This is a genomic window from Flavobacterium sp. 9 (assembly GCF_002754195.1).
Lineage (GTDB): Bacteria > Bacteroidota > Bacteroidia > Flavobacteriales > Flavobacteriaceae > Flavobacterium.
Genome location: NZ_PEEU01000001.1, coordinates 6,304,797 through 6,328,714, shown reverse-complemented (window position 1 = coordinate 6,328,714; position 23,918 = coordinate 6,304,797). Strand labels below are relative to the sequence as shown.

At 35.3% G+C, this 23,918-nt stretch carries 16 protein-coding genes, 2 tRNA genes and 3 rRNA genes; 14 read left to right on the top strand and 7 right to left on the bottom strand.

Translation table 11 applies throughout. The annotated features are described in order from the left end of the window. From CLU81_RS27205 to CLU81_RS26570, 8 genes are all read left to right on the top strand, one after another. The coding region (locus tag CLU81_RS27205; protein ID WP_233209775.1) for a hypothetical protein at window positions 1-194 on the top strand (194 nt) is incomplete at its 5' end. A gap of 547 nt (window positions 195-741) precedes the next feature. Then, window positions 742-2,251 (top strand): 16S ribosomal RNA (locus CLU81_RS26600). A gap of 124 nt (window positions 2,252-2,375) precedes the next feature. Continuing rightward, a tRNA-Ile gene (locus CLU81_RS26595) sits at window positions 2,376-2,449 on the top strand. Between the two features lie 157 nt (window positions 2,450-2,606). Continuing rightward, window positions 2,607-2,680, top strand: a tRNA-Ala gene (locus CLU81_RS26590). A 136-nt stretch (window positions 2,681-2,816) separates the two neighbouring features. Then, window positions 2,817-5,697, top strand: a 23S ribosomal RNA gene (locus CLU81_RS26585). A gap of 153 nt (window positions 5,698-5,850) precedes the next feature. Continuing rightward, window positions 5,851-5,960, top strand: a 5S ribosomal RNA gene (rrf, locus tag CLU81_RS26580). Together the 16S, 23S and 5S rRNA genes with 2 tRNA genes alongside form the textbook arrangement of a ribosomal RNA operon. A gap of 399 nt (window positions 5,961-6,359) precedes the next feature. Next, the gene (locus CLU81_RS26575) at window positions 6,360-6,812 is read left to right on the top strand and encodes a DUF1569 domain-containing protein (RefSeq protein ID WP_099712606.1); all 453 of its coding nucleotides are present in this window, start codon (window positions 6,360-6,362) and stop codon (window positions 6,810-6,812) included. A 23-nt stretch (window positions 6,813-6,835) separates the two neighbouring features. Next, window positions 6,836-7,270: a nuclear transport factor 2 family protein gene (locus tag CLU81_RS26570; protein ID WP_099712605.1), complete on the top strand. Its 435-nt coding sequence runs from the start codon at window positions 6,836-6,838 to the stop codon at window positions 7,268-7,270. Between the two features lie 6 nt (window positions 7,271-7,276). Here the strand turns inward: CLU81_RS26570 and nth are convergent, their stop codons facing one another. Beyond that, a complete protein-coding gene (nth, locus tag CLU81_RS26565; RefSeq protein WP_099712604.1) occupies window positions 7,277-7,921 on the bottom strand; it encodes an endonuclease III in 645 nt (214 codons plus the stop codon). A 48-nt stretch (window positions 7,922-7,969) separates the two neighbouring features. After that, complete coding sequence (locus CLU81_RS26560; RefSeq protein WP_099712603.1) at window positions 7,970-8,836, bottom strand: alpha/beta hydrolase; 867 nt, start codon at window positions 8,834-8,836, stop codon at window positions 7,970-7,972. A 138-nt stretch (window positions 8,837-8,974) separates the two neighbouring features. Here CLU81_RS26560 and CLU81_RS26555 point away from each other — a divergent pair, with 138 nt between their 5' ends. From CLU81_RS26555 to CLU81_RS26530, 6 genes are all read left to right on the top strand, one after another. After that, window positions 8,975-10,402: a glycogen synthase gene (locus CLU81_RS26555; RefSeq protein ID WP_099712602.1), complete on the top strand. Its 1,428-nt coding sequence runs from the start codon at window positions 8,975-8,977 to the stop codon at window positions 10,400-10,402. Next, window positions 10,392-11,672 carry a glucose-1-phosphate adenylyltransferase gene (locus tag CLU81_RS26550; protein ID WP_099712880.1) on the top strand — a complete coding sequence of 427 codons (1,281 nt, stop codon included), beginning with the start codon at window positions 10,392-10,394 and terminating at the stop codon, window positions 11,670-11,672. The genes CLU81_RS26555 and CLU81_RS26550 overlap by 11 nt, the downstream gene beginning before the upstream one ends. 38 nt (window positions 11,673-11,710) lie before the next feature. Continuing rightward, on the top strand, window positions 11,711-13,615 hold the full coding sequence (gene glgB / locus CLU81_RS26545; RefSeq protein ID WP_099712601.1) for a 1,4-alpha-glucan branching protein GlgB: 1,905 nt from the start codon (window positions 11,711-11,713) through the stop codon (window positions 13,613-13,615). Between the two features lie 201 nt (window positions 13,616-13,816). Continuing rightward, window positions 13,817-16,216 (top strand): glycoside hydrolase family 31 protein, encoded by a 2,400-nt coding sequence (locus CLU81_RS26540; RefSeq protein WP_099712600.1) that lies wholly within the window; start codon window positions 13,817-13,819, stop codon window positions 16,214-16,216. A gap of 85 nt (window positions 16,217-16,301) precedes the next feature. Continuing rightward, window positions 16,302-17,111, top strand: a complete 810-nt coding sequence (locus CLU81_RS26535; protein WP_099712599.1) for a M48 family metallopeptidase — start codon at window positions 16,302-16,304, stop codon at window positions 17,109-17,111. A gap of 177 nt (window positions 17,112-17,288) precedes the next feature. Further along, the gene (locus CLU81_RS26530; RefSeq protein WP_099712598.1) at window positions 17,289-18,608 is read left to right on the top strand and encodes an MFS transporter; all 1,320 of its coding nucleotides are present in this window, start codon (window positions 17,289-17,291) and stop codon (window positions 18,606-18,608) included. Between the two features lie 17 nt (window positions 18,609-18,625). On the opposite strand, the gene CLU81_RS26525 is transcribed toward CLU81_RS26530, so the two are convergent. The 5 genes from CLU81_RS26525 to CLU81_RS26505 all read right to left on the bottom strand — a co-directional run bounded on the left by CLU81_RS26525 (window position 18,626) and on the right by CLU81_RS26505 (window position 23,662). Next, window positions 18,626-20,479, bottom strand: coding sequence for a serine hydrolase domain-containing protein (locus CLU81_RS26525; RefSeq protein WP_099712597.1), 1,854 nt, complete (start codon window positions 20,477-20,479; stop codon window positions 18,626-18,628). A 311-nt stretch (window positions 20,480-20,790) separates the two neighbouring features. After that, on the bottom strand, window positions 20,791-21,516 hold the full coding sequence (locus CLU81_RS26520) for a head GIN domain-containing protein (RefSeq protein ID WP_099712596.1): 726 nt from the start codon (window positions 21,514-21,516) through the stop codon (window positions 20,791-20,793). 19 nt (window positions 21,517-21,535) lie between these two features. Continuing rightward, on the bottom strand, window positions 21,536-22,594 hold the full coding sequence (locus CLU81_RS26515; RefSeq protein ID WP_099712595.1) for a hypothetical protein: 1,059 nt from the start codon (window positions 22,592-22,594) through the stop codon (window positions 21,536-21,538). Further along, the gene (locus CLU81_RS26510; RefSeq protein ID WP_099712594.1) at window positions 22,578-23,111 is read right to left on the bottom strand and encodes an anti-sigma factor; all 534 of its coding nucleotides are present in this window, start codon (window positions 23,109-23,111) and stop codon (window positions 22,578-22,580) included. The genes CLU81_RS26515 and CLU81_RS26510 overlap by 17 nt, the downstream gene beginning before the upstream one ends. Further along, entirely contained in the window at window positions 23,108-23,662 is a 555-nt protein-coding gene (locus CLU81_RS26505; RefSeq protein ID WP_099712593.1) for an RNA polymerase sigma factor, read from the bottom strand. Before CLU81_RS26505 ends, CLU81_RS26510 begins: the two co-directional genes overlap by 4 nt. Window positions 23,663-23,918: the final 256 nt, after the last annotated feature.

Below are 23,918 nucleotides of genomic sequence, written 5' to 3'. Positions count from 1 at the left end.
GACACTTCGGGACTATCGGGGCTAGGGCAGAGGTTTTCAAAGGAAAGACGAGGCGTAAAACAGAAAAATACGAGATAAAAGAGAAAACTTTGCGCCTTTGCGTCTTTGCGCGATTAATAAAACCAAGGAAAAATCCAGCTTTGCGATCTTTGGCAAACAAAACCAGAGAAGAAAAACTTAGCCTCTTGCGGTAAAATGGCCCAATTGCTCAAAAACGGTAAAAATCGAAAAAAAAGATTGCCTTGTAAAAACGCCAAACCAGTCACTTAGAAAATATATCAAAAATAAGTAAAATAAAAGCTTGCAGAAGCGAATAAAGAGTGTACTTTTGCACCCGCAACAGCGATAGACGTTCACAGAAATACTGACAAGCGATTAAGATTAAAACGAAAATTTATTTTCAAAAAAAGATTAAAAAAAGCTTGTGGGATTCGAAAAGGGATATTACATTTGCACCCCGCAAAACACGGAAAGTTCATTGAAAGATTGGTAAATAAAGAAGTTAAAAGAGACGAAAATTTTCTTAAAAAAAACTTCAAAAAACATTTGCCAGTTAGAAATAAGTTTTCTACTTTTGCACCCGCTTTGAGAGACAAGCGAAAAGAAAAAGAAATACACGTTCGTAGACATATTGAATTGACAGCCGTTTTAACAGAGATGTTAAAACAAAAGAAAAGAGTAATAGAATCGAGAGATTTGAAAAGAACCGATAGATATCATCGCAATATAATATTAAAATATACGATGAAGAGTTTGATCCTGGCTCAGGATGAACGCTAGCGGCAGGCTTAACACATGCAAGTCGAGGGGTATATTTCTTCGGAATTAGAGACCGGCGCACGGGTGCGTAACGCGTATGCAATCTACCTTTTACAGAGGGATAGCCCAGAGAAATTTGGATTAATACCTATAGTATTATGAAATGGCATCATTTTATAATTAAAGTCACAACGGTAAAAGATGAGCATGCGTCCCATTAGCTAGTTGGTAAGGTAACGGCTTACCAAGGCTACGATGGGTAGGGGTCCTGAGAGGGAGATCCCCACACTGGTACTGAGACACGGACCAGACTCCTACGGGAGGCAGCAGTGAGGAATATTGGACAATGGGCGCAAGCCTGATCCAGCCATGCCGCGTGCAGGATGACGGTCCTATGGATTGTAAACTGCTTTTATACGAGAAGAAACACTGCTTCGTGAAGCAGCTTGACGGTATCGTAAGAATAAGGATCGGCTAACTCCGTGCCAGCAGCCGCGGTAATACGGAGGATCCAAGCGTTATCCGGAATCATTGGGTTTAAAGGGTCCGTAGGCGGTTTAATAAGTCAGTGGTGAAAGCCCATCGCTCAACGGTGGAACGGCCATTGATACTGTTAAACTTGAATTATTAGGAAGTAACTAGAATATGTAGTGTAGCGGTGAAATGCTTAGAGATTACATGGAATACCAATTGCGAAGGCAGGTTACTATTAATGGATTGACGCTGATGGACGAAAGCGTGGGTAGCGAACAGGATTAGATACCTGGTAGTCCACGCCGTAAACGATGGATACTAGCTGTTGGAAGCAATTTCAGTGGCTAAGCGAAGTGATAAGTATCCCACCTGGGGAGTACGTTCGCAAGAATGAAACTCAAAGGAATTGACGGGGGCCCGCACAAGCGGTGGAGCATGTGGTTTAATTCGATGATACGCGAGGAACCTTACCAAGGCTTAAATGTAGTTTGACCGGTTTGGAAACAGATCTTTCGCAAGACAAATTACAAGGTGCTGCATGGTTGTCGTCAGCTCGTGCCGTGAGGTGTCAGGTTAAGTCCTATAACGAGCGCAACCCCTGTTGTTAGTTGCCAGCGAGTCATGTCGGGAACTCTAACAAGACTGCCAGTGCAAACTGTGAGGAAGGTGGGGATGACGTCAAATCATCACGGCCCTTACGCCTTGGGCTACACACGTGCTACAATGGCCGGTACAGAGAGCAGCCACTGGGCGACCAGGAGCGAATCTATAAAACCGGTCACAGTTCGGATCGGAGTCTGCAACTCGACTCCGTGAAGCTGGAATCGCTAGTAATCGGATATCAGCCATGATCCGGTGAATACGTTCCCGGGCCTTGTACACACCGCCCGTCAAGCCATGGAAGCTGGGGGTGCCTGAAGTCGGTGACCGCAAGGAGCTGCCTAGGGTAAAACTGGTAACTAGGGCTAAGTCGTAACAAGGTAGCCGTACCGGAAGGTGCGGCTGGAACACCTCCTTTCTAGAGCCTCAAATGTTAGTGGAAACACACGTTGAGGAAAAAAGATGTTTATTTAGAAGGTTCTGAATCACCAGATTCAATTACTCTTGCTGTTAGTTCAAATAATAAATTTTAAGTAAAACAGAGTCTCGTAGCTCAGCTGGTTAGAGTACTACACTGATAATGTAGGGGTCGGCAGTTCGAGTCTGCCCGGGACTACTTTTTAAATTGTTAATTATAAATTATGAATTGTAAATTATAAGAAGCAAATAAATTAAAAGACTGTATGCTTAGAAAAAGGAAATTTTAGAAGTTGAAAGATTTAGGATCAAAAGTTCATAATTTTTAATTCACGATTTTTATTTTTAATTAAAAAGGGGGATTAGCTCAGCTGGCTAGAGCGCCTGCCTTGCACGCAGGAGGTCAACGGTTCGACTCCGTTATTCTCCACTGATTTACTGTGAAGATAGTAAATAAAAGTTCATTGACATATTGAGATAAGAAAATAATAAAAAGTAGAAAGCGTTTTTTACAATTTATTGTAAAAAGCAAAAAAAAACGGTCATAATTAATTTTATGATTGGTACAATAAGCAAAATAAGGGCGTATGGGGGATGCCTAGGCTCTCAGAGGCGATGAAAGGCGTGATAAGCTGCGAAAAGCTACGGGGACGGGCACACACCGATTGATCCGTAGATACCTGAATGGGGCAACCCACTATGTTGAAGACATAGTACACCGATAGGTGGGCAAACCCGCTGAACTGAAACATCTAAGTAGGCGGAGGAGAAGAAAACAAAGTGATTCCGTAAGTAGTGGCGAGCGAACGCGGATTAGCCCAAACCAATGATGTTACGGCATTGTTGGGGTTGTAGGACCACGACATTTTATGTACAAGGAACCGGAAGTTACTGGAAAGTGACACCATAGAGGGTGATAGTCCCGTATGGGTAACAAGTATAATAGATAGTGGGATCCTGAGTAGGGCGGGGCACGTGAAACCCTGTCTGAATTTGGCGGGACCATCCGCTAAGGCTAAATACTCCTGAGAGACCGATAGTGAACCAGTACCGTGAGGGAAAGGTGAAAAGAACCGTGAATAACGGAGTGAAATAGATCCTGAAACCATACGCTTACAAGCGGTCGGAGCCCTTTCGTGGGGTGACGGCGTGCCTTTTGCATAATGAGCCTACGAGTTAACGTTGCTGGCAAGGTTAAGTGGTTAAGCCACGGATCCGTAGCGAAAGCGAGTCTGAATAGGGCGCTTTAGTCAGTAGTGTTAGACGCGAAACCGTGTGATCTACCCATGGGCAGGTTGAAGCTGTGGTAACACACAGTGGAGGACCGAACCGGTTGACGTTGAAAAGTCTTCGGATGACCTGTGGGTAGGGGTGAAAGGCCAATCAAACTCGGAAATAGCTCGTACTCCCCGAAATGCATTTAGGTGCAGCGTTATGCATAAAGTTATATAGAGGTAGAGCTACTGATTGGATGCGGGGGCTTCACCGCCTACCAATTCCTGACAAACTCCGAATGCTATATAATGTTTCATAACAGTGAGGGCTTGGGTGCTAAGGTCCAAGTCCGAGAGGGAAAGAACCCAGACCATCAGCTAAGGTCCCCAAATATACGCTAAGTTGAAAGAACGAGGTTTGTCTGCCCAGACAGCTAGGATGTTGGCTTGGAAGCAGCCATTCATTTAAAGAGTGCGTAACAGCTCACTAGTCGAGCGGACGAGCATGGATAATAATCGGGCATAAGCGTATTACCGAAGCTATGGATTTACAGTTTACTGTAAGTGGTAGGGGAGCATTCTAACAGGGTTGAAGGTGTATCGTAAGGTATGCTGGACTGGTTAGAAAAGAAAATGTAGGCATAAGTAACGATAATGCGGGCGAGAAACCCGCACACCGAAAAACTAAGGTTTCCACAGCTATGCTAATCAGCTGTGGGTTAGTCTGGTCCTAAGGCGAACCCGAAAGGGACAGTCGATGGCTAACGGGTTAATATTCCCGTACTACTAATTACTGTGATGGGGTGACGGAGTGATGAAAGCGCCGCGAACTGACGGAATAGTTCGTTGAAGTACCTACCTATAAGATCTGCAGGCAAATCCACAGATCTTGGGGAAATACGATAGTACTCGGAGTCTTCGGACAAAGAGATAGTGCGCCTAAGGGCTTCCAAGAAAAACCTCTAAACTTCAGGTAATTAGTACCAGTACCGTAAACCGACACAGGTAGTTGAGGAGAGAATCCTAAGGTGCTCGAGAGATTCATGGCTAAGGAATTAGGCAAAATAGACCTGTAACTTCGGGAGAAAGGTCGCCAGCGCAAGCTGGCCGCAGTGAAGAGGTCCAGGCGACTGTTTATCAAAAACACAGGGCTCTGCAAAATCGTAAGATGAAGTATAGGGCCTGACACCTGCCCGGTGCTGGAAGGTTAAGAGGAGATGTTATCTTCGGAGAAGCATTGAATTGAAGCCCCAGTAAACGGCGGCCGTAACTATAACGGTCCTAAGGTAGCGAAATTCCTTGTCGGGTAAGTTCCGACCTGCACGAATGGTGTAACGATCTGGACACTGTCTCAGCCATGAGCTCGGTGAAATTGTAGTAACGGTGAAGATGCCGTTTACCCGCAGTGGGACGAAAAGACCCTGTGCACCTTTACTATAGCTTAGTATTGACCTTGGATAAATGATGTGTAGGATAGGTTGGAGACTGTGAAGTGGCGTCGCCAGGCGTTGTGGAGTCATTGTTGAAATACAACCCTTTGTTTATCTGAGGCCTAACCCCATATTGTGGGGGACATTGCTTGGTGGGTAGTTTGACTGGGGTGGTCGCCTCCAAAAGAGTAACGGAGGCTTCTAAAGGTTCCCTCAGTACGCTTGGTAACCGTGCGTAGAGTGCAATGGCATAAGGGAGCTTGACTGAGAGACATACAGGTCGATCAGGTACGAAAGTAGAGCATAGTGATCCGGTGGTTCCGCATGGAAGGGCCATCGCTCAAAGGATAAAAGGTACGCCGGGGATAACAGGCTGATCTCCCCCAAGAGCTCATATCGACGGGGGGGTTTGGCACCTCGATGTCGGCTCGTCACATCCTGGGGCTGGAGAAGGTCCCAAGGGTTGGGCTGTTCGCCCATTAAAGTGGCACGCGAGCTGGGTTCAGAACGTCGTGAGACAGTTCGGTCTCTATCTACTGTGGGCGTTAGAAATTTGAGTGGATCTGATTCTAGTACGAGAGGACCGAATTGGACAAACCTCTAGTGTATCTGTTGTCCCGCCAGGGGCACCGCAGAGTAGCTACGTTTGGAAGGGATAAGCGCTGAAAGCATATAAGCGCGAAACCCACCACAAGATGAGATTTCTTTTAAGGATCGTGGAAGATGACCACGTTGATAGGCTATAGATGTAAAGGCAGTAATGTCATAGTCGAGTAGTACTAATAATCCGTAAGCTTATGTACACCCTTTTCCCGCACTGCAAGGTGCGGGGAGAAACTTTCTAAATACTTTTATGTTTCTTTATCTCAGTATGTTAAGATATTCTTTAATTGATAATTAACAATTTATAATTGACAATTAACAATTAAAAAGTTGCCTAAAGCAACTAACGACCTTAAGGTGGTTATTGCGGCGGGGCTCACCTCTTCCCATCCCGAACAGAGTAGTTAAGCCCGCCTGCGCAGATGGTACTGCAGTTATGTGGGAGAGTATGTCGTCGCCTTTCTTTAGAAAACCCTATCCAATAGATAGGGTTTTTTGTTTTATAATAGTTTTCTCTTTTTTCTGTTGAAAAATGAACTTCTTTTTATCTCAGAGTGCGTTAGGGATGGGAGCGATATCCTTTTGTGATGACTTAAACTTCTTATTTTCTGCAAAAACTACTATCACAAAAGATTTAGCGGTCAGCCCGACCCAAAGGGAAACGCCATAATTATTCGGGAACCCTGATTAGAAAAGGGGAAATATAATGCGCTGAGAATCGTTTATTTGAAAATTATCGTATACTTATTGTGATAAAGAGATTCTCAGCAAAGTAATTAAATTACTAGCATAATACTTATTTATGCTAGATTTTATATTTTTGTGACATTATCGATACCAAAATTTTAAACCAGAATAAATTATGAAAAACATTTTTGATAAAGAAGTTTGTAATGAATTTATAAATCGAATTAATAAACTTACTCCAGAGTCAAAAGCACTTTGGGGAAAAATGAATGTTTCGCAAATGCTTGCTCATTGTAATGTGTCTTACGAAATGGTTTATGACAACATTCATCCAAAACCTAATGCTTTTTTTAGATTTATATTAAAATTGCTTGTCAAAAATAAAGTGATAGATGATAAACCTTATGCGAGAAATAATGGAACTGCACCACAGTTTATAATTAAAGGAGATCGGAATTTTGATATCGAAAAGGATCGTTTAATTGCTTACATTAATAAAACGGAGGAATTAGGCGAAAAAGAATTTGAAGGAAAAGAGTCTCTTTCTTTTGGGAAATTGCGCGCAGGAGAATGGAATAATATGTTTAGTAAACATCTGGAGCATCATTTGAGTCAGTTTGGTGTTTAATTATATCTTTTAATTTGATTTTTATGAGAGTATATGTTTTATTAATTGCATTATTATTTGGATTGTCTGTTAATGCGCAGAAACAAGATGTTCAGAAAACTATTGAGTCATTTTTTGAAGGATTTCATCAAAAAGACACGATTAAACTCAAATCGGTTTGTTCAGATAAGATTATTTTGCAATCGATTAGTGAGAGTAAAACTAAGGGGAATAAATTATCTGATGAAAGCGCAAAAGAGTTTTATAATTCTATTGCTGCTATTCCTTCTAATCTTAAGTTCAATGAAAAGATTTTAAGTTACAATATTCAAATTGATGGCTCGATGGCACATGTTTGGGCTCCTTATGAATTTTATCTGAACGATAAATTGAGTCATTCCGGAGTAAATACTTTTACTTTATTTAAAGAAAAAGATTCCTGGAAGATTATTTATCTAATTGACACGAGAAGGAAATAATGTTTTTTAGATAACTTCCGTTAGGTAATAATTGCAAGAATCGGCAATTATGCATTCTTCGCACTTTGGTTTTGGTCTGCAAGTTTCTCTGCCTAAAAAAGAGATTGCCATTCCAATTTCGGACCAGATATTTTTCGGTAAAACTTGCATAAGATCTTTTTCGACTTTAATCCCGTCTTTAGCTTCTTTTATTATTCCTATTCTTGGTGCCACACGAATTACGTGTAAATCAGCAATAATTCCTTCAGCTGGTTTATGAGTTTCCCTAAGGATTACATTCGCAGATTTTCTTCCAATACCTTTCAAAGCTGTCAATTCCTTCATATTTAATGGAATATCTTTATCATTTTGAATGGTTTTCGCAATTTCCAAAAGCCACTGCGCTTTGGTTGGATAATTTCGAACTTTACTAATATAAGGAATAAAGGTCTCAGGATCAGTTTTGGACAAACTATTTAAAGTGGGATATTTTTCAAATAAAGCTGGCGCAATTTTATTAATATTCGCATCAGAATCCTGTGCTGATAAAACAACCATAACCAATAATTGATATGTATTTTGATATTCTAAAGGATGCTTTTTACCTTTATATTTATCTAAAATTGGTGCAAGTTTCGTTTCCCAATTAGATGTTTCTCCAAATAAATCCATTTTTGTTTTCTTTAGAATTTAATAATCAAAATTGTAACTATCACAAAATTAGTTAGTTTTAATGAATTCTAAGATTTTTTTAATAACATTTTGATTTCCAAGTATTTTTCTATGTCCTAATCCGTCGGTTAGATACAAAGTTCCGTTTTCAAGTTGTTGATGAATATGAATTCCAGCTTTTACAGAAACTTCAGGATCGTCATTATCATGTATTACTAATACTGGAATTTTTACTTGTTGTGCTGCTCTGTAAGCTGAAAAATCATCCATTTTTACTTGATATTTATCTTCAAAAAGGTCACGAAGACGATCACTTATTTCTTGTTTTAAACCAAGTTTTGAGATAAAATCATCTAATATATCCTGAACAATATCTCCACTTCCTATTACTATTGCTTTGTTTACTTTTAGCCCGTCTTTTATTGCATTCAAAACTGACATTCCGCCTAATGAATGTCCAATTGCGATTTCAAAAGGACCATATTGCTTATCAATTTCTAAGATTGAAGCAATAAACTCAGACATTATTGTTGTTTTTCCTTTGGATTTTCCATGTGCAGGAGCATCAAAACTAATAGTCGAATATCCATTTTTTAAAAGTTCATCTGCTATTTTGAATAATTGTGTGCCTCGTCCTGACCAACCATGAACTAACAGAATTTTTTGATCACTTTGTCCGTAGTGATAAGTCACAACGCTTTGATTAATAGCTGGAACGTAAACAGTTTTTTGGGTACTTTTTTGATCCATCTCAAACTCTCGTTTGGGAATCTTATGTTTTATTGGTGTGGTAAAGAGCTTTGCTGCGTATGACGTAACTAATTTGGTTGAAATAAAAGCGCATATTTTACAGGATATAATTATAAACTGAGGAATTTCTAATGATTTAATAGGATTAGTTGCCTTTTTTGTCATATCAATAAATTTTTTTTGAGGGCTTAGTTTTGTTTATTTTTTCCTAAATTTAAAAAACATAAAAGTAGCATATTAATGAATGTTTACTGAAAAAAATAATTCACAAATTACTATTTAATACGATTATAAAATTTTAGCATGGAAATATTTCATATCAGTGCAGAATGTTACCCAATGGCAAAGGTTGGCGGATTGGCAGATGTAGTTGGCGCTTTGCCTAAATATCAAACAAATGCCGGTCATCAGGTGAGAGTTGTTGTACCTTGTTATGATACTAAATTTCGAAAAGAAAATGAATTTGAATGTGTTCATTGGGGAAGTGTTAAGTTGGGAAATTTTAATTTTCCGTTTAGTGTTTTAAAAGAAACTACAGATAAGCTGGGTTATGAATTATATCTTATAGAAATTAATGAATTGTTCAATCGCCCAAATGTTTATGGATATGAAGATGATATTGAGCGTTTTTTATCTTTTCAAATTGCAACTTTAGATTGGATTCTGGCACGAAAAACGGTTCCGGATGTGATTAATTGTCACGATCATCATACTGGTGTAATTCCGTTTATGATAAAATATGCTTATAAATATGAAAGTTTAGCCAATATAAAAACGGTAATTACAATTCATAATGGATTGTATCAAGGTTGGTTTGGTTTTGATAAATTACATTATTTACCGGAATTTGATTTGATTCATGTTGGATTTTTAGAATGGAATAATTCTTTAAATTCTCTGGCGGTTGGAGTTAAATGTGCAAACGCTGTAACGACGGTTTCTCCTAGTTATTTGAACGAAATAAATATCTCCGCAAATGGATTAGAGGGATTGTTTAATTCTGTGCGTTATAAATCAAGAGGAATTTTAAACGGAATTGATATTGAGGTTTGGGATCCTTCGAAAGATGTAATGATTGCTGAAAATTATTCTATTGAAACTTTCGAAACAGGAAAACAAAAGAATAAAGAAAAACTCTGTGAGCAATTTGAATTAGATCCGACAAAACCATTATTCAGTTTTATTGGTCGTTTGTTTGAAGAAAAAGGTGGAGACTTATTGCCGCAAGCTTCAGCATTGGCATTATCAGAAAATTTCGAAAACATTAATATTTTAATTTTAGGTTCAGGAAATTCATTAATTGAAGAACAATTGGTGCAATTACGAAATGATTACAATGGGAATTATAATGTTTTTATTGGTTATAATGAGGAATTGGCTCATTTGATTTATGCGGGTTCAGATTATATTTTAATGCCTTCAAGAGTTGAACCTTGCGGATTAAATCAAATGTATGCTTTGCGTTACGGAACGGTTCCAATTGTGAGAAGAACAGGCGGATTACGTGATACTGTTATTGATTTTGGTGACGATGGAAACGGAATTTGTCATGATCAGGCTTCAGTTGGTGATATTTGTTACTCTATAAATCGTGCGGTCAAGTTGTATGACGATAAAATAAATTTCAATAAAATAGTAAAGAAGGGAATGGCAATAGATCATTCCTGGGAAAGAGTTTGCCAAGAATATATCGAGATATACAACCTAATAATTGAGAAAAATGAAATTTAAAAAGAAAAATGTAGTTGCTATTATTTTAGGAGGAGGACAAGGATCACGTTTGTTTCCATTAACAGAAACAAGATCAAAACCAGCAGTTCCGATTGGTGGAAAATACCGATTGGTTGATATTCCAATCTCAAATTGTATCAATTCGGATATTTTTAAAATATTTGTTTTGACACAATTTAACTCTGCATCTTTGAATGCTCATATCAAAAACACCTTTAATTTTAGTATTTTCAGTCAGTCATTTGTTGATATTTTGGCAGCTGAGCAAACTCCGGATAATCCAACGTGGTTTCAGGGAACTGCTGATGCTGTTCGACAATGTATGCCGCATTTTTTAAAACATGAATTTGATCATGCCTTGATTTTATCTGGTGATCAATTGTATCAAATGGATTTTAACGCGATGCTAGAAGCTCATATTGCTGCCGATGCAGAGATTTCTATTGCAACTTTACCTGTAAATGCTAAAGATGCTCCAGAATTTGGAATCCTTAAAACAGATCATGAAAATCGTATTCAGGCTTTTATAGAAAAACCAAATGCTTCATTATTACCTGAATGGGAATCTGAAGTAAGTGATCAAATGCGCGAAAAAGGTAAAAAATACCTAGCTTCGATGGGTATTTATATTTTTAATAAATCATTGTTGGTTGATTTAATGTGTAATCCTGAAACGAAAGATTTTGGAAAAGAAATTATTCCGGAGGCGGTTAATAAACATAAAATTTTAAGTTATCAATACGAAGGATATTGGACAGATATTGGAAACATTGAATCTTTTTTTGAAGCCAATATTGGTTTAACTGATGATATTCCGGAGTTTAATTTATTTGATAATGAGAACAAAATTTTCACAAGACCAAGATTATTACCTCCATCAAAATTTAGAAATTCAATTATAAATCAATCTCTGATTTCTGAAGGTTGCATTATAAATGCCAAAGAAATTAAAAGATCTGTTATTGGTATTCGTTCCAGAATTGGCGCAGGTACTGTTATTGAAAATTGCTACGTAATGGGTAATGATTTTTATCAGGATCTTGATGAAATGCATCAGGAAAGCAGCGACAATAAAATTCATGTAGGAATTGGTGAAAACTGTTTTATACACAATGCTTTGGTTGACAAAAATGTTCGAATAGGAAACAACGTTCATATTAGCGGTGGAAAGCATTTGGATAATTTCACGAATGAATTGTATAGTATAAAAGACGGAATTGTTGTCATAAAAAAAGGAGCTATTCTCGCTGATAATTTTAGAATAGAATAAAAATACCAAAAAATTAATTGTTGCCTTAAAAACCAAATATGAATAAAGTTATCACGCATTCTCTTTTTACTGATTTTGATATTGATTTATTCAAAGCCGGAAAACACTTCAAATTATACGAAAAATTAGGAGCGCATTTAATTGAAGTTAACGGAGTAAAAGGCGTTTATTTTGCGGTTTGGGCTCCAACGGCAGAATCTGTTTCGGTAGTTGGTGATTTTAATTATTGGACTCAAGGTGAACATTTATTGCAAGTTCGTTGGGATTCTTCTGGAATATGGGAAGGATTTATTCCGGATATTACAAAAGGAGCGCTTTATAAATATAAAATTCAATCGAATATAAACGGAATCGTGACCGAAAAGGCCGATCCATTTGCTTTGTATTGTGAAAAGCCGCCTCATACAGCTTCTGTTGTCTGGGATTTAGATTATAACTGGAAAGACGAAAATTGGATGCAATCTCGCCAGGAAAATAACGCTCTCGATAAACCTTATTCGGTTTATGAAGTGCATTTAGGATCTTGGAAACGCGCCGAAAACAATCGTTTTTTGACTTATCTGGAATTGGCAGACGATTTAGTGAAATATGTTAAGGAAACGGGTTTTACACACGTAGAATTCATGCCAATTATGGAATATCCTTATGATCCTTCGTGGGGTTATCAATTAACGGGGTATTTTGCGCCAACTTCTCGATTTGGGAAACCGCAGGATTTTATGGTTCTGGTTGATAAATTACATCAGGCTGGTATTGGCGTAATTTTAGACTGGGTTCCATCACATTTTCCTGATGATGCGCACGGTTTAGGTTTCTTTGATGGATCTCATTTGTATGAACATCCGGATCGCAGAAAGGGGTATCATCCGGATTGGAAAAGTTTGGTTTTTAATTATGGGCGTAATGAAGTTCGTGCTTTTTTAATTAGTAATGCTGTTTTTTGGCTTCAGCAATATCACGCCGATGGATTGAGAGTCGATGCTGTTGCTTCGATGTTGTATCTTGATTATTCCAGAAATGACGGCGAATGGGAACCTAATATTTATGGCGGAAGAGAGAATCTTGAAACGATAAGTTTCCTTAAAGAATTTAATGAAGTAATCTACGCTAATTTTAATGGAGTTCAAACTATTGCAGAAGAAAGCACTTCTTTTCCGATGGTTTCAAGACCAACATTTACTGGCGGTTTAGGTTTTGGAATGAAATGGATGATGGGATGGATGCACGATACTTTAAAATACTTTCAGAAGGAAACTGTCTATAGAAAATACCATCAAAACGATTTGACTTTTTCAATGACATATGCTTTTACAGAGAATTTTATGTTACCATTTTCTCATGACGAAGTAGTTTATGGAAAGAAATCTATTGCCAATAAAATGCCGGGAGATGAATGGCAGAAATTTGCCAATTTAAGATTACTCTACGGTTATATGTTCACGCATCCGGGAACTAAACTATTGTTTATGGGATCTGAATTTGGTCAAAGTGATGAATGGAATTTCGAAAAAAGTTTAGATTGGCATTTACTACAGTATGATTATCATTCGGGAATAAAAAAAGTAATTACAGATTTAAATCACTTATATAAATCGCGTCCGGCATTGTATGAAAAGCAATTTACTGGCGAAGGTTTTGAGTGGATTAATTACTCAGATCATCAAAATGCAATTTTATCTTATATCCGAAAAGGAAATAATGCTAATGAAAATTTAGTTGTAGTTTGTAATTTCACGCAAGTAGTAAGAGAAAATTACAGAATAGGAATTCCGCAGAAAGGAAAGCTGGAAGAAATTTTTAATAGTGACGCAGCAATCTATGGCGGAAGTGGTATTGGAAATTCTAAAACAATAAAAATAGAAGCAATACCTTATGATGGCAGAGATTTTTCAGTCGAATTAATTTTACCGCCTTTGAGCGTTACCGTTTATTCGTTTGCATAAAAAACGTCGATTATTTTTTAGAATATCATTTTGTCAGTTTAGTGTTTTAAAATTGTCGAATTGGTGATTTTTTGAGCCGTTATTTAGTACTCATTCAGAAAAAACGTTTTCGTGAATAATCCTTTTATTCATAGAGGTTTATCTAGTTTTTTTGTATGTTTGAAATAAAGATTAGCGATCTACAATTAATTCATTAGCGATATGATTACAAATACATCATTAGAATATAAAGGCGATTTATATCCATCAAAAATTGTCTCGTTTCAGCATGAAGGCGATTCAATCTTTTTTCATACTGACAATAAAGTAATCTTAAAAGTCACTATTCTTAGAGATAGTTTAATCCGATTTCGTTTTACTACAAAAGGATATTTTAGCAACGATTTTTCGTATGCAATTGATAAAACACAGCTTCACGGTTATAATTTTTTAGAACTTACAGAAGAGGAAACTTATTTCCAGATTAGAACCAGTAAAGTCAAATGCAAGATTCAAAAATCAGATCTTCGTTTGTCTATTTATGATTTAAATGATCTTTTGATTCTCGAAGATGAGCTTGGTTTTCACTGGGAAGAAAGCTATGAATATGGCGGAAATATCGTAAAAATGAGTAAATCTTCAAAAGATGGAGAATGTTTTTACGGTCTTGGTGACAAAGCAACTCAAATGAATTTAAAGGGTAAAAGATTAGAAAATTTTGCCACTGACCAATACGCTTATCAAAAAGAGCAAGATCCATTATATAAAGTAGTTCCGTTTTATATTGGATTGCATAACAAGCAATCTTACGGAATTTTCTTTGACAATACATTTAGAACTTTCTTTGATTTTTGTCAGGAAAGAAGAAACGTTACCAGCTTTTGGGCTGAAGGTGGCGAAATGAATTATTACTTCATTTACGGGCCACAAATGCAAGATGTAGTCACTACATATACTGATTTGACTGGTAAACCAGAGTTGCCGCCACTTTGGGTTTTGGGTTATCATCAATGTAAATGGAGTTATTATCCGGAAAGTAAAGTAAAAGAGATTACTTCGAAATTTAGAGAACTAAAAATTCCATGCGATGCCATTTATCTTGATATTGATTATATGGAAGGATTTCGATGTTTTACCTGGAATAAAGAATATTTTCCCGACCCAAAACGAATGGTCGCAGAATTAGCCGAAGACGGTTTTAAAACTGTTGTAATCATTGATCCGGGAATTAAAATTGATAAAGATTATTGGGTTTATAAAGAAGCTCTGGAAAAAGATTATTTCTGCAAAAGAGCCGATGGACCTTATATGAAAGGTAAAGTTTGGCCAGGCGAATGTAACTTTCCTGATTACACAAATCCCGTTGTAAGAGAATGGTGGGCGGGATTATTTAAAGAATTAATTTCAGACTTTGGAGTAAAAGGAGTTTGGAATGATATGAATGAACCTGCAGTTATGGAGGTTCCAAATAAAACTTTTCCAATGGATGTTCGTCACGTTTACGACGGAAATCCTTGTAGTCATAGAAAAGCACACAACATTTACGGAACACAAATGGCGCGCGCAACCTATCATGGTGTAAAGCGATTTGCATATCCAAAACGTCCATTTGTAATAACTAGATCTGCTTATTCAGGCGCACAACGTTATACATCATCGTGGACAGGAGATAATGTGGCAACTTGGGAACATTTGTGGATTGCAAATATTCAGGTACAGAGAATGTGTATTTCAGGAATGGGATTCACAGGTTCTGATATTGGAGGTTTTGCGGAGCAGCCAACCGGAGAATTATATGCGCGTTGGATTCAATTAGGTGTTTTTCACCCGTTTTGTAGAACGCACTCTTCCGGAGATCATGGAAATCAGGAACCTTGGGCTTTTGACGAAGAAGTGATCAATATTACCCGCAAATTTGTGAGTTTGCGTTACCAGTTATTACCTTATTTATATACCATGTTTTGGCAATATATCGAAGAAGGAATTCCGATGCTTAAACCTTTGGTTTATTACGATCAGGACGATACACAAACGCATTATCGTAACGATGAATTCATCTTTGGAAACCAGATTTTGGTTTGTCCAATCCTTGAACCTAATGCTGTAGGTAGACGTATGTATATTCCAAGAGGTGAATGGTATAACTATTGGACAAATGAATTTTCTACAGGAGGAAGAGAAGTTTGGGTTGACACCAAATTTGATGAGATTCCGGTGTTTGTAAAAGCAGGCGCGATAATTCCAAAATATCCAGTGCAGCAATATGTTGGCGAACTTGAGTTTGATGAATTGGTTCTTGATTTGTACTTTAAAAACGGAAAAGAGAAATCAGTAGTTTATGAAGATGCTCAGGACGGTTACGATTATAAAAAAGGACGTTATAGCTTTTTATCTTTCACTACAGTGGGAAAAGAAAAAGAATTAATTGTTCAGCTTCATAAAGAAGGAAAATATGATACTCCTTATACCAAGTACAAAATTAATTTGATTGGTTTGCCGTTTAAAGTTACTGAAATTGAAATTGACAATGAAAATGTAGTGTTTGACAAAATTGCTTTTGAGGAGAATAAGTTCTTAATTGTTGATAAAGAGTTTACTGAATTGCATATTATTGGAGAATAAGTAAATTCTGATAAATTTTATGAAAATTATATAAATTGGAAATTAATAATAATTGTATTTTTGTGTGTTGTAAAATATCAAAATCATGAAAAAACATTTAATAATAGGTCTATTTGCGGTCGTTTTAGCCGGATGTGCAACCAATCCAATTACGGGAAAACAAAATTTAAACTTTGTTTCTAACAGCGAATTATTTCCGACATCATTTCAACAATACAGTACTTTTTTAACTGAAAATAAAGTTATTACAGGAACCGCTGATGCAAAAAGAGTTGATTTGGTAGGATCAAAAATTAAGTCTGCTGCCGAAAAATATCTAAATTATTTAGGGCAATCGCAATATTTAAAAGATTATCGTTGGGAGTATAAACTTGTAGACAACAAAGAAGTAAATGCATGGTGTCTTCCTGGAGGAAAAATTGTCGTTTATTCGGGAATTTTGCCTGTAACCCAAAACGAATCAGGATTAGCGACGGTTATGGGACACGAAGTTTCGCACGCATTAGCCAATCACGGAGCACAGAGAATGAGTGCTGCGCAATTACAATCAATAGGAGGTGCAGTTTTGGATGCTGCAACAAGCAATAAATCTGCACAAACTAAAGAAATATTTTCGCAAGCTTACGGAATGGGTACACAAGTAGGAGTAATGCTTCCGTTTAGCAGAAGCAACGAAAGTGAAGCTGATAAAATTGGATTAACATTAATGGCAATAGCAGGTTACAATCCAGATGATGCAATTGCATTCTGGACCAGAATGTCAGCTAATTCAGGAGGTGCAGGAACCCCGGAATTTATGAGTACGCACCCATCTGATGCGACAAGAATTGCAAATTTAAAAGCATTGATACCAGAAGCCAAAGCAACAGCGCTTAAAGTTGGTATTATAAAATAAAGAAAATCATTGGATAAATAAAAAAGCTATTCTAGTTTTAGAGTAGCTTTTTTATTGTGATATAATACGTGCTGGTTTCTGAATTGTTCATAATTTAATAATACAGGAATTTTTTAAAATCTAGTTGTTTATGATAAAAATTAGATAAATTCGTAGCGCATTAACAAAACCATTTCTATGAAAAACCTACAAAAAGGAGATAAAAAATTACTAAATGCCTGGGCGTTTTATGATTGGGCAAACTCGGTTTATACTCTTACGATTGCTTCGGCAGTATTTCCTATTTTTTATGAAGCTTTATTCTCAGACCGTGATCATTATATTGATGTTTTTGGAATGCATCTTAAAAACTCAGCTTTAATTAGTTTTACCACTGCTTTTGCATTTTTAGTTGTTTCTTTTATTTCACCTTTATTATCAGGAATTGCTGATTATGTTGGGAATAAAAAATCCTTTATGAAGTTTTTCTGTTATCTGGGAGCTTTATCTTGTATGGGATTATATTGGTTTGATCTTGGGAATATTTATCTAGGATTGGCATTTTATTTCCTTGGATTAATTGGATATTGGGGAAGTTTAGTTTTTTATAATTCGTATTTACCGGATATTGCATTTGAAGAGCAACAAGATAGAATTAGTGCCAAAGGTTATTCATTAGGTTACATTGGAAGTGTAATTTTATTGATTATCAATCTGGCAATGATTATGAAACCAAAACTTTTTGGAATCACTGGAACAGATGGCGAAGCTGCAATGAAAGCAATGCGTTATTCTTTTATAATGGTGGGAGTTTGGTGGATATTATTTAGCCAATACACTTATTATTATTTGCCAAAAGGAAGCAAAGAAACAGGCGAAAAATTGACAAAATCTGTTGTTTTTAATGGTTTCAAAGAACTTAAGAAAGTTTGGTTATTATTAAAAGAAAATATTCCGTTAAAAAGATATTTAGGTGGATTCTTTGTCTCTAGTATGGCAGTACAAACCGTTATGCTTGTTGCTACTTATTTTGGAGCTCAGGAAATTCAATGGTCATCAAAAGAAGAAGGAACTATTGGATTAATTATTTGTATTCTAATTATACAATTAGTTGCAGTTATTGGAGCAGTTTTGACTTCTAGAGCTTCTGCTAAATTTGGAAATATTCCAACCTTAATTGTAATTAATAGCGTTTGGGCAGTATTTTGTGCCTTGGCTTTCTTTATAACTTTACCAATGCATTTTTATGTTATGGCAACGGTTGCAGGATTTGTAATGGGCGGAATCCAGGCTTTATCACGTTCTACTTATTCAAAATTATTACCGGAAACCGAAGATACAGCTTCATTTTTTAGCTTTTATGATGTAGCAGAAAAAATAGGAATCGTAATCGGAATGTGTGTTTACGGTATTATCGATCAAATTACCGGAAGCCCTCGCGCTGCAATTGTAATATTGGGAGTTTTCTTTGTTACAGCAATTTTCTTATTGAGACGAGTACATAAAAAGGCACTTTAAAAGTGCCTTCTAATAAATTATTTTGATTTTTGCTGCGCATCGATTTTTGCAATCATTTGTGCAGCATTTTCATTTTTAGGATTTAATTCTAATGATTTTTGATAGTTTTGTTTTGCAAGTTCCAATTTTCCAACGGCTTCATAAATCTCTCCTAAACTATCATAAGTATTTGCTGATTGAGAATACTCGCTGCAATTAAGTTTGAAGATTTGAAGCGAAAGATCTATTTGATTTTTATTAAAGTAATTGTAACCTAAGTTATTAAGGTTTTCTTCAAAATTATAATTAGGAAATTTTAATCTTAGTTTTCTAAAATGATTTACTGCTGTTTCAAAAGTATTCTCGCTAAAAATTTCAATCAACTGAGTTTGTGGCGTTCTTATTTGATCTAATGTGAGAGTTAATTCTTTTGACGTATATTTTGGTCGGGAAATAGTTAATCCTTTGAGTTCGTTTTTATTTAGGTTAAACCGAATTATATTTGGATAATTTTCAATTCTAAAAGAGTTATTGCCAATATAATACATTTCGTTTTTTTCGACACCAAAATTATCTTTTAGATATGGCGAGTGAAGATATAAATGATTGTTTTCTTCAACGATTTTGGTAACGCCTAATCTATCGTAGCCATAAAGTATCTCCGTATAATAGCCTTTTATAGCATCTTTTAAAGCCTTAGGAATTTTATTATTATTATTATTATTATTATTATTATTATTATTGATTGGTTTTATCCAATGAAGTTTTGAGATAATTTCTTTATCAACGTAACACATTACCGGCAAACGATTGGGTTTATCTCCATTTGCCAAAATTGCAATTCCGTTGCCGTTTGTCATTGTAGCTAATAAATCGCCTCCAGTTCCAGTGTTTGATCCGTCATGCGAGAACCATTCCAGATTTCCATAACCTAAACTTCGTTGCCAACCATAACTCCAACCGCGAGGACCATTCATAGTAGCAATATCAGTCACTTTTTTGGCAACAGCCGTCGAAATTGTTTTGTTTCCTTTTCCTGATAATGCCTTTTGCATTTCGATCGCAATCAACGCTAAATCAGTAGGAGTAGACCATAAACCTGATGGCGCAACTTGTGGAGTAATTGGTATTCCGGTTCTAATGATTTCGCCTTTACTATTGTGGACTTTGGCAATATTGTTCAAAAAGCCTTTCTCGTTGGGTTGCAACATCGTTGAATTTTGCAATTGCAAAGGATCAAGAAGTATTTCTTTTACGATTTGCGCTAATGGTTTTTTAAAATGATCTTCAAGAGCACATTGAATAATTACATAACCGCCACCGCTATATTCAAAGTTTGTTGCCGGTTTAAAAAGAAATTCAATTGGCTTTTTTGATCTCGGAAGTAATTTTCCCTGCAAACTTTCTACAATAGTTGGTATAGAATCACCTTCATAATAATCTTCAAAACCGCCTTGACTTGTTCCGGCAGTGTGAGATAAAAGTTGTTTCCAGGTTACTTTAATATCTTTTGTAAAATTACTTTCAGGAAGTTTCCATCTTTTAAGGTAATTCTCGATTGGATCATCAAGATTTATTAATCCTTTTTCTTCGAGCATTGCGCAAACAATTGCCGTTATTGGTTTTGAAATCGAAGCGGTTGAAAATGCTGTGTTTTCGTCGATTTTCTCACTAGAATCAGAAGCTTTTATTCCCCATTGATTTGTCCATATTATTTTATAATTTTCAAATACAGCAACGCTCAAACCTTTAAGATTATATTTTCGCATCATTTCCGAAGTGCTGTTTTTAAGATCTTCAAAAACGTTAATCTTATTTATATCTTCCTTTTTTTGCGCAAAAGATTGGGCACAAGAAAAAGCCAGAAGGATAATTAATATTGTCCGTCTCATATTTTAGTTTTTAAGAGATTGAATTGATTTATGATCCGGAATTTATAATTGATATATAAATTCTGCTTTTCGGTAAATCTTTGAAGTGTAATCTAATGTCGTTGTCAAGTTTAATAATTTACTTAAACCGACATTATATAAGGAAGCGTGATACAAAATATCTGAATTATTAAGGCGAAATTCCTCTTTAAGATATTTTTTTGTTTGATTGAAGATTGAAATAAAAAGCTCAATAATAAAAAAAGATATTCTGTTTATTTTTTGATTTGATGATTTTCGAAAATTCTTTTATCATTGAGCTTTAATCAACATTATGCTTTTGAAATATTTCCTGAACCGGAAACTTTTACGTCACGTTTTTCCGGATTTCCACTATATTTGATATCTCCAGAACCAGAAACTCTCGCTGTTAAACTTCCGTTGCAATTAACACGGCTATTTCCAGAACCTGAAACGTTAACATCTACATTTTTAGATTTTAAATCGGCAGCATCGATATCTCCTGATCCTGAAAGTTTTGTAGTGAAGTTATCAGCAGTTCCTTTTAAGCGTACATTTCCTGAACCACTTAAATTAAGTTCTAAAGAATTTGAATCTACAGCTAAATTAAAGTTCCCTGAACCAGATAATTTTGCCAAAAACTTATCGCTTTTAATTGTATTTTTAGTCTGAATATCTCCTGAACCTGCCAATGCTAATTCTGAGATTTTATCAAACGGAATTGTCAACTGAACTTTTTTTCCCATACTTGGACGTAAGTTCGTATTGTTTTTATTGTGAATTTTAAGTGTATTATCTTCAACTTCAACAACAATAGCTGCGAGAATGTTTTCTTCTCCTTTAATGATGATTTTGCCTTCTTTTCCAGCAACTAAATCGACATCATAAAAACCTGATATTTTTATACCATCATATTCTGCTGTAGTTCTGGTTTCGGTAACAACTTTACCATTTCCATTTATTTTACCTGACTGTGCATTTGCAATAAATCCAACTAAAAATGCTCCAAAAACTATAAGATGTAATACTTTTTTCATTGTTTTAAATTTTAAGTTATTATTTTTTGATTAATGATACGTTTCCGTAAGTTGATGATATTTGAACTTTATTTTGACCTTTTCTTTTATGGTAACCACTTATATTTTTAGTGCTGCTTTTACTTTCGCTTACCGAAATTTCTAAATCATCACCTGTTTTAATGCTTCCGTATCTCGTTGCAATGTCAAAATCAAAAGAATAATTTGGACTGTATCCTAATGAAACATCAGAGTAACTAGAGTTAATATTGGCATTGCCAGCTTTGTCGTTTATAGTACCAACACTCAATTTACTATAAGTAATATCCGAAGTCAGATTGCTTGAAAGCTCAGAAATCAATATTGTCAGATAGTTTCCTGATCCTGCAAAAGAGTTGACTTTTTGAAACTTAAAGGTTCCGTAATTGCAATCATATTTAATATTCTGACTATCTCCAACAGTCAAATCACTATAATTGGCATCAAGATTTATATTTCCTGATTCGTTAATTTTTAAATTTGAATAACGTGCTTCAATATTTGAATTTTTGATGTAATCGATATTTGAATTTTGACAATATTCGATATGAATATTATTGTTTGAACCATTTAATCGTCCCAAATTTATTTTACCGTATTTACATGAAATATCAGTTGTAGATTCCAGATTTAGTGTTGTAATATTTCCGTACCTGTTTTCGAGCTTTACAGAACCGTTTCTAGGGATTTTTATCACATAATTAATTTCGAAACTATTACTGCTTCCTTTACTTTTAAACGACGAGCTTCCGATATTCGTCACAGCTGTAACCAATGATTTTAAAGCTGTAATATCAACATCGATACTGTTTAATTTTTCGTTAACCCAGTTTTCATTTCCACCAGTTACTTTTATTGTAATATCAAGATCAATTTTATCTTCGTCCCAGGTTGATACTGTAATGTTTCCATATTTATTGGTAATATCAATTCCCGCATTCGAATTTACGATATAGGTTTTTTTGATACTTTTTTGTTTTGAGATGTAATTATCATCATTTGAAAACCCTAGTAAAGGTATTAAAATGAATAGAATAAGTAAGTTATAATGTTTTTTCATCAGATGTGTTTTTTAGATTTTCGTTTTCTTCAATTCGTTTTAAAACAGTTTGTAAAAAAGAGATTCGCGTTTGCAGATTACTAATCATGGCGTAAATAATCTGTTTGTTTTCACCATTTTTCTGAAGCTCTTTTATGATTTTTGCATAATCGGCATCAAAAACTTTCATTTGCTTTAGCGCATCATTAATAATTTGTTCGTTTTCAGGCGAATTTTTCTCTTTTAGTTTTACAAGTTCATTATCGATTAAAATGCTGAAAATAGAATCAGTTCTTTTGGTTTCATTAGATGCAAACTTGAATTCTTTTGGTTTGTCATTTTTATAAAAAACAGATATTCCTAACATCAATACAATTGAAGCCGCAACAGCTGTTACAAACCAATATTTCCTTTTGGATTGCTTTTTATTTAATTTATTTAAGAAATCAACCTGATGGTCAGAATTCATTTCCTGAATATCCCATTGATCTTCAAATTTGTTAAATAATTGGTCTAAATTGTCATTTTCCTTTTTCATATTTCCTCTAATTTTTTTCGTAAACTTTCTTTAGCTCTGCTTAATGTTGTTCGGCAATTGGCATAACTAATATTCAAAATTTCGCAAATTTCTTCCTGATCATAACCTTCAATATAAAATAGCGTCAAAACCATTCGATAATTATCTTTTAATGATAAAATGGTATCCAAAACCTGTTTCACTTTAAGTGAATTCAGATCTATATTTTCAGAAAAGAAACTGTCATTTTCTTCTATCTTATAAAGTGTTTTACTCAAATCCTCGACTTGAAACGCGTTATTTTTTTTGTAAAAATCAATACTATAATTGATAATTATTTTTTTTAACCACGCTCCAAAAGCGACTTCCTGTTTGTAGTCGTTGATTTTTGTAAACGCTTTCAAAAAGCCTTCTTGCATGACGTCTTGTGCAAAATGTTCGTCCTTCACAATACGGTAAGCCACGTTATACATAGCTTTACAGTAACTATTGTAAATTTCGAATTGAGCCTTTTGATTGTTTTCTTTACAAAGAGCGATTAATTCTTCGATATTTTGATTGGTTATGTTCAAGTTTTGATTGCTAGTTTTTTATAATGACTTTGCTTTTTTTGGTTTGTTACACTTTCGGAAAAAAAAGTTTTATTTTTTTTTCAAAAGATTTAGATTTCATTTTCATACATAATTTAAAAGTAATGAATACGATATGTTTTTGTATTAACATCTTGGGATTTATATCGTAAATAATTGTAATACAGTATGATGTTTGAAAATGAAGATACTATAATTTTAAAAAGAATAAAATTATGAGAAATATAAAGCTTTAAAA

Coding starts and splice junctions, on each gene's coding strand:
- CLU81_RS26515 (WP_099712595.1), bottom strand. CDS start 22,594: ATGAAAAAACATTATAACTTACTTATTCTATTCATTTTAATACCTTTA.
- nth (WP_099712604.1), bottom strand. CDS start 7,921: ATGGATTTATTTGGAGAAACATCTAATTGGGAAACGAAACTTGCACCA.
- CLU81_RS26575 (WP_099712606.1), top strand. CDS start 6,360: ATGAAAAACATTTTTGATAAAGAAGTTTGTAATGAATTTATAAATCGA.
- CLU81_RS26560 (WP_099712603.1), bottom strand. CDS start 8,836: ATGACAAAAAAGGCAACTAATCCTATTAAATCATTAGAAATTCCTCAG.
- CLU81_RS26525 (WP_099712597.1), bottom strand. CDS start 20,479: ATGAGACGGACAATATTAATTATCCTTCTGGCTTTTTCTTGTGCCCAA.
- glgB (WP_099712601.1), top strand. CDS start 11,711: ATGAATAAAGTTATCACGCATTCTCTTTTTACTGATTTTGATATTGAT.
- CLU81_RS26520 (WP_099712596.1), bottom strand. CDS start 21,516: ATGAAAAAAGTATTACATCTTATAGTTTTTGGAGCATTTTTAGTTGGA.
- CLU81_RS26555 (WP_099712602.1), top strand. CDS start 8,975: ATGGAAATATTTCATATCAGTGCAGAATGTTACCCAATGGCAAAGGTT.
- CLU81_RS26510 (WP_099712594.1), bottom strand. CDS start 23,111: ATGAAAAAGGAAAATGACAATTTAGACCAATTATTTAACAAATTTGAA.
- CLU81_RS26570 (WP_099712605.1), top strand. CDS start 6,836: ATGAGAGTATATGTTTTATTAATTGCATTATTATTTGGATTGTCTGTT.
- CLU81_RS26535 (WP_099712599.1), top strand. CDS start 16,302: ATGAAAAAACATTTAATAATAGGTCTATTTGCGGTCGTTTTAGCCGGA.
- CLU81_RS26540 (WP_099712600.1), top strand. CDS start 13,817: ATGATTACAAATACATCATTAGAATATAAAGGCGATTTATATCCATCA.
- CLU81_RS26550 (WP_099712880.1), top strand. CDS start 10,392: ATGAAATTTAAAAAGAAAAATGTAGTTGCTATTATTTTAGGAGGAGGA.
- CLU81_RS26530 (WP_099712598.1), top strand. CDS start 17,289: ATGAAAAACCTACAAAAAGGAGATAAAAAATTACTAAATGCCTGGGCG.